This window comes from Clostridium beijerinckii HUN142, assembly GCF_000621745.1.
Taxonomy (GTDB): domain Bacteria; phylum Bacillota; class Clostridia; order Clostridiales; family Clostridiaceae; genus Clostridium; species Clostridium beijerinckii_A.
The window spans coordinates 25,462-31,471 of the sequence record NZ_JHXK01000044.1 but is presented as its reverse complement, the minus strand read 5'-3'; the positions used below and the strand labels follow the sequence as shown (position 1 = coordinate 31,471).

Here is a 6,010-nt window from a genome sequence, read left to right as displayed (position 1 = left end):
GTTCATGTAGTTACATTTAACGGGGGGAATTTAAGATATACTGAAAAATATGTTGATGAATATGAATGCATTGATGGAGTTAATATTCATCGAGCACCAACTATTTTTTACGAAGAAGATATGAATCTTAATTTCCAATTAAATAGTATGAGCTTAGTTGAAACTGCTCTTTTAGTTACACAAATTACAAGATTTGATTTAATTCACTTTCATGGAGCTGTAGTTGCTACAGCGGCAGTATTTTTATCTAAAAGATTAGGTATTCCTCTATATTCAACTGTTCATTTTACATATGGTCTAAATGTAGACAAACATCCTTATTTAAAGTTTTTGGCACAAATAGAAAAGATAACATTGCGAGAATGCGATCGAGTGATTACTGTTAGTGACCATATGTCGCAAGAATTGAACCAATTATATGATATCTCATCTTTGCTTATGGTTATTCCAAATGGAGTTAACTTACAAAAATTTAATGGAACTAATACAGGATATATTGAAAGCCTACCTTCTAATTTTAAAGGAAAAAAGATAGTCTTATTTGTAGGAAGATTAGCAGAAGAAAAAGGAGTAGATTATCTTTTGAGAAGCTTTAATAATATTTTAGAACGCGATTCAGAAGTTAGATTACTTATAGCTGGACAAGGTCGTCAAGAATTAGAAATTAAAAGTTTATGCAAAAAACTAAATCTTGAAAATTATGTGAATTTCATGGGTTTTATTAATGATACAGATATATGTGAGCTTTATAAAGTTGCTGATGTTGTTGTTATTCCAAGCACTTATGAGCCCTTTGGATTAGTAGCATTAGAAGCTATGGCTAGTGGTAAGCCAATTGTAGTAACAAGTGTAGGAGGATTAAAAGACATTCCAATTAATAATGAGAGTGGTATCATTATACCACCCGGTGATGAAAATGCTATTGTAGAAGCTGTTGATAAAATTTTGAGTGATAATTTATTTGCTAAATATTTAGGAAAAAATGCATTAGAAAGGGCAAAAGAATTTGACTGGAATGATATTGCGAAAGCCACAATAGATGCGTATAATGGTAAGACCAATGCAAAATCTTCTGTTAGTCGTACTTAATAATGATAATTAAAGAATTATAAGACAGAAAGAGGAAACTACAAGGATTATTAAAAATAAAAAATCGAGTAAACTTGGGCATTATGGAGTTCCTGAGTTTACTCTTTCATACAATGAATAAAAATATAAATATCTAACTTCAAAAAAGTTAGAAAAATTAATGCTTGAGGAATTCAGCAACCAACCGTAATTTTTTATATTTATACAAGGAGGAGTAAAATGAAAGCAGTCATTTGCCATGATGTTGAATGTATTGAAGTAAGAGATATTCCTGAACCTTTTCTTCCAGGTTCAGAGTGGGTTAAAATTAAAGTTAAAGCTGTTGGATTGTGTGGAAGTGATATCCAGAAGATATTATATTCTTGGCCACCTGAGGGGTATATAGAAACACAAATATTGGGGCATGAAATCGCTGGCGAGGTGGTAGAAAAAGGAATAGATTCGAAAAAATTCAAAATTGGCGATCGTGTAGCAGTAGAACCACTAGTCCCTTGTTACCAGTGTGATGCATGTAAGAAAGGAAAATATCAATTATGTTCTAATTTGATTAGTATAGGTCGCAATTTACAAGGCGGATTTGCTGACTATGTATGTGTTCCAGAAAATCAACTATACAAATTACCGTCAGAAGTATCTTTTATTGAAGGATCTATGGCTGATTTAGTAGCCGTTGCCGTACATTGTGTACAAATGTTAGATATGAGAAAAGATAATTGTAATGTTGCAATTATTGGAGATGGACCTCTTGCACTTATTTGTTGTCAGGTAGTTAAGGTTTTTGGTGCTAAACAAGTCACCCTTGTGGGGAAGCATGATTTCAGATTAAAACTAGCTAAAGATATTGGAGTAGACAGAACAATATATTGGAATCAAGTAGATAACCAGCTAAATAATTTTGATAGTTCTTTCAATGTAGTAATAGAAGCGGTAGGGGGAAAACAATCAGTAACGTTACATAAGTCAATTAAAATTGCAGCTCCGGGTGGCACTATTGCTGTTTTAGGAGTTTTTGACTTTGATTATGAAGGAAAACTTCCTTTGCGAGAAGCATTTTATAAAGAATTAAATATTGTAGGATGTAATTCATATTCAACATGGGACTATAAGAAAGAATTTGAAATTGCGCTTTCTCTTATGGGTAAAGGATTGATAAATATAAATCCTATAATTACCCATAGATTACCTCTAACTGATTTTTGTACTGGATTGAATTATGTAAAAAGAAAAGTGGAAGAAAATTTAATTAAAATTGTATTTCAACCTTTGTAAAACTATCCAAACATTCTTGAACTATTATAGTATTGATAAATTATGTGAGAAAATTAGGTTGTTAAAATATTTACTTTTTTTATGTAATTTTGTATAATTGGTAATAACAATTAATGATGGAATATTTTAAGTGATAATTGTCAAGTTTAAGATAAGAGCTATATTTTTTCTATGCGTCATTCAAAAAAGTTTAAATATATATACAATTAAAAGAAAATACTTAACTAAGATTGTTAAGTTAACTAACTTGATTAATAAAAAATAAACATTAATACAATAAATTTGGAGGATTAGTAGACTAATGCAAAATATTTTAATTAGAAGTATCGAAGAGAAATTAATGAATCCTGAAGAAGATTTAACATATCTTACAGCTGAGGAACAGTTTAAGAGAATTATGGATAAGGTCTCAGATTTACCTGATGCGGTCACATCTGGTAATGATCTTTTAGATAGACTTAGAAAATCTAAGAAAGATGGAATTCCTTTAAAAATAAAATTTGGTATTGATCCTACAGGCCCAGAGATTCATATTGGGCATTGTGTATCCTTAATTAATTTAAGGTTGTTTCAAAGAATGGGTCATAAAATCGTTCTTGTTATAGGAGATTTTACAGCAATGATAGGTGATCCAAGTGGGAGAATTGAGGATAGACCACCTTTAACTGAAGAACAGGTTAAAATTAATATGGCTACTTATGAAGAACAAGCATCTAGGATCATTAATCTTAAAGATACAGATATCGAGAGATATTGTAATAGTAGTTGGATGAACAAAATCACTATGAAGAATTGGGTGGAAATTATAAAGAACATATCTGTAAGTCAACTAATGCAAAGAGAGGATTTTAGAAAGAGATTAAATATAGGAGTAGGTATATCGTTAGCAGAACTAGAATATGCTCTCTTTATGGGATATGACTCTGTTTCATTAAAGCCAGATATTGAATTAGGAGGAGTCGATCAATTTTTAAATTTGCATATGTGTCGTCAGATGATGGAAATATCTAAGCTAAAACCAGAGATCATTATTACTTATAACTTGCTTTCTGGTACAACAGGAGTAAAAGATGATCAAGGACGTTTAGTAAAAATGAGCAAGAGTAAAGGAAATTACATTCCTATTGTAGCGGAGCCATCAGATATGTATGGTAAGGTTATGTCAATACCAGATGAAGTTATGTGGATTTGGTTTCGTGAATTAACTGAAATTACATCTGAAGATTTAAAAGATCTAAAAAGTGAAGTGGAAGAAGGTATAATACATCCTAAGGAAGCTAAACAGCTTTTAGCAAGAGTTATAGTTGGTACATTTAATTACTTTGATAAAGGAATTGTAGCAGCAAGCGAAACTGATTTTAATCAGAAATTTGGAGGAAAGTCTGTTTTAATTCCAGAAAGTACGCAAATGGTAAACTATTCTGAAGGAAAGTCATTAAAAGAAGTACTATCTAAAGAATCAGCTATAAGTAAAAGTGAATTAGTAAGATTAGTACAGCAAAAAGGTGTACGAATGCTTATTGGTGAAAACTATGAGCCTGTATCAATAGAAGACCTATCAAAACAATCTATTGAATGTAAAGGAAATATATTTAGAGTTGGGAAAAGAAAATATATTAAGATAATCTGATAAATAAATAAAAAGTATGCTATTTAAAATGATACCTATAGACTGGACACATGAAAAAAAGGTGTTTAGTCTAAAATGTACCCTTTGTCAAGGACAATTTAAAAAAAGATAGACTAATTTAAAAGATGATTTCTGTATTTAACGGGAGTCATCTTTTTTAAGTTCCACTGCCCTCTAAAGTTATTATAGTAATCTATATAATCATCTATTTCTTTAACTAGATCCTCAAATGTTTCACAAGTTTTTATATCAACTTCATCCTTTAAATGTCCAAAGAATGATTCCTGCGTAGCGTTATCCCAACAGTTTCCACGCCTAGACATAAATTGTCCTAACTTATTCTTTTTAACTTTATTTTGAAAAATTGGGCTGGTATAATGTACTCCTTGATCTGAATGAATAAATGAATCTTTTCTAAGAATATTCTTGTTATTTTGCATTAGCTTATCTATTGTATTAGTTACTATATCTATTTTTAAGCTTTTTGAAACATTATGAGCTAAAACCTCATTAGTCGAAGTATCTAAAATAGTCGATAAATAAGCCTTCTGACCATTTTTGAAAAATAGATAAGATATATCCGTTAGCAATACTTTGCCAGGAGATTTTTGCTTGAATTCTCTATTTAACAAGTTTGGTAAGACTGTATGTTCCTTTGTGGCTTTCATCATTCTTCTATAAGGATTAGCTTTTCTATGAGGGCAAGTAATTTCATATTTTTTCATTATCCTTCTTATACGTTTTAAATTATAATTTATGTTAAAATGATTGTTCAGAGTCATTTTAATTTGTCTAGCGCCCTTTTTACGCCTCTTAAAATAATAGGCTTTTAAAATATTTTCTTTGATTTCTAAATCTCTAACTTCGTTAGATTCGCGACTTTTCATAATTATAGATGAAAAATATCTATAATATCCCGAACGTGAAACGCCTGAAATCTTACACATATAACTAAGCATATTTTTAAATTTGTACTTCTCAATAATATATTTTATAATTTTGAATTTTTCACTTGATGACACTGCTATTTCTTCTTTTCCACACCCCTTTCTAACATTTCTAACTTTTTTAGAAGTTCATTTTCAGCTTGTAGAAGTTTTAGTTTTGTTTGTAGCTTCTCATACTTTTCCTCTAAAGATAAGTCTTTTTCACTTGGTCTGCCGGTATTCTATTTTCTAGTATCTTGTAATTGTTCAACACCATTTCTTCGAAATGCGGAGCGCCATCTACCACCAGATGATTGTATTCTTTTTAAACCAATTATATTAATATCAAAACCACATTCTTCAAATATCTCTCTGGGAAATTTACCTTTTTCATTTTCAGCAATAAATAGTCTTTTAAATTCATCTGTATATGTAATTCCTTTTTCACTAACTCTTTTAACATATTTATTTTTAAAAAGTATACTTATATCCTCATTTGAAAAGAATTTCTTACTCATTTGTATTCACTCCTAACTCTATAATCTTATTATAAATGGAAAAACCCTATAGGGTAGACTTTTGTTTTAGTGTCTACTCTATAGGGTACATTTTAACTGCTCCTGATTTTATTTGTGGAATAAGTTATATATATTTATTACAGTATTTGCTACTGTACAGCATAGAATAATTAATTGATATTTATCCATGATGTTTTACCTCCTTGTGTTTTTAGTAATAATGTCTTATAAGCACATAGGAAGTTTTATATTCCGTAAAAATGTACGAACCATGTTTGAGCAATGGGAAAGTGTAAATAAAAACATTAGTTAAGACTTACATTTATAATTGGTATTTTGATAGACTATAAATCCATCAAACAGATATTAAGATAAAGTAATTTCATTTACAGTGCTTTGCTTTTCAAGAACATCTATATTAATTTATGGGTGTTTATTTATTGGTATATATAATTGAGTGGATTTTATATACTTTATACAGAAAAAGTGTCAAATAAAATATTTGATGAAATGTTTATAGAAAAACTATCAAAATATATTGATAAATAGTTTAAGTGACTATATAATATAAACATCAA

3 protein-coding genes and 1 pseudogene are annotated in these 6,010 nt (G+C 29.5%); 3 read left to right on the top strand and 1 reads right to left on the bottom strand.

What is annotated here, in order from left to right:
• From T483_RS0117345 to tyrS, 3 genes are all read left to right on the top strand, one after another.
• Window positions 1-1,089: glycosyltransferase family 4 protein (locus tag T483_RS0117345; protein WP_026887981.1), on the top strand; the 1,089-nt coding region annotated here is incomplete at its 5' end.
• Between the two features lie 219 nt (window positions 1,090-1,308).
• Window positions 1,309-2,358, top strand: coding sequence for a zinc-dependent alcohol dehydrogenase (locus T483_RS30200; protein WP_051560433.1), 1,050 nt, complete (start codon window positions 1,309-1,311; stop codon window positions 2,356-2,358).
• Window positions 2,359-2,659: 301 nt separating this feature from the next.
• Window positions 2,660-3,988: a tyrosine--tRNA ligase gene (tyrS, locus tag T483_RS29365; RefSeq protein WP_051560431.1), complete on the top strand. Its 1,329-nt coding sequence runs from the start codon at window positions 2,660-2,662 to the stop codon at window positions 3,986-3,988.
• Window positions 3,989-4,101: 113 nt separating this feature from the next.
• On the opposite strand, the pseudogene T483_RS30575 reads toward tyrS, so the two are convergent.
• Window positions 4,102-5,432 (bottom strand): annotated as a pseudogene (locus T483_RS30575) (IS3 family transposase).
• Window positions 5,433-6,010 lie beyond the last annotated feature (578 nt).

Coding starts and splice junctions, on each gene's coding strand:
- T483_RS30200 (WP_051560433.1), top strand. CDS start 1,309: ATGAAAGCAGTCATTTGCCATGATGTTGAATGTATTGAAGTAAGAGAT.
- tyrS (WP_051560431.1), top strand. CDS start 2,660: ATGCAAAATATTTTAATTAGAAGTATCGAAGAGAAATTAATGAATCCT.